The sequence below is a fragment of the Oleiphilus sp. HI0066 genome (genome assembly GCF_001635725.1).
The window spans coordinates 1-841 of sequence record NZ_LWFH01000246.1 but is presented as its reverse complement, the minus strand read 5'-3'; the positions used below and the strand labels follow the sequence as shown (position 1 = coordinate 841).

General features: G+C 45.2%; 1 protein-coding gene. It reads left to right on the top strand.

What is annotated here, in order from left to right; all coding sequences use genetic code 11:
• Window positions 1-841, top strand: an 841-nt coding sequence (locus A3738_RS30495) for a hypothetical protein (protein ID WP_197473563.1), incomplete at both ends; no start/stop codon positions are given.

Below are 841 nucleotides of genomic sequence, written 5' to 3'. Positions count from 1 at the left end.
ATACCTCTGTTGTGCTGTTGTTGGCGTCTACTTCAGAACTTGCTTGGTTGTCCGCTAATTATGGTGATGAGTCGGTTCATGCATTTGGCTTGCCCCTTTTATCTGTTGAAGAGGTAAAAGCATTCATCGAGCAAGGTTTGTCTAGCGTAGGTTTTAGCTCGACTCTTTCTATTCCTGAAGCATCGGTAGAGCGTTTGCATATAAAAACCCAAGGTCTAGTTTCTGAGGTTCAAAGGCATATGGGGGCAGTGTTATTTAACTCGACTGATGACGCAGTCGTGGTTGAGTCACAACGTTCCCAGCCGAGACTACCTGCGTTTGCACTAGTTACTATTGTGTTGATCTTGATGGCTTCATTTTTATTTGTCGCGCAGCAGCACAATTTATTCTCGGGTATGGCGCAGCAAGAGTTTGCTAGTGAAAGCGTTGTGATAGATGAAGAAGCTCAGCGTGAGCGTTTAGCTCGATTGGATGAAGCGTTGCGACAAAGTGAGAAGTTTGATGTGGTGCAAGAAGCGGTAGTTGTTGAGAATGAATCTTCGCTAGCTGTTAATGAGACCTTGGCGGCTGAAAATGTAGCGAGTGATGATTTGCTAGAGACAAAAGAGTCTGCCAAAGAGGACTCTGATTTAGTCGGGTCGAAAGGTGCGCAGTCTGACGATCCAGTCCTAGCGAATGAAAAGAATAACGATGCAGCTGATACTGATTCAGGCGTCACTGCATTAGAGTCGAGCGTGAAGCCTGAGTCTGAGGTTGTTCGGACAAGCACGGAAAATCTTGGTACTGATATGCCTGAAGATAAAGTCATAAAGGTATCGGTGAAAAAAAGCCAAGAAGATTC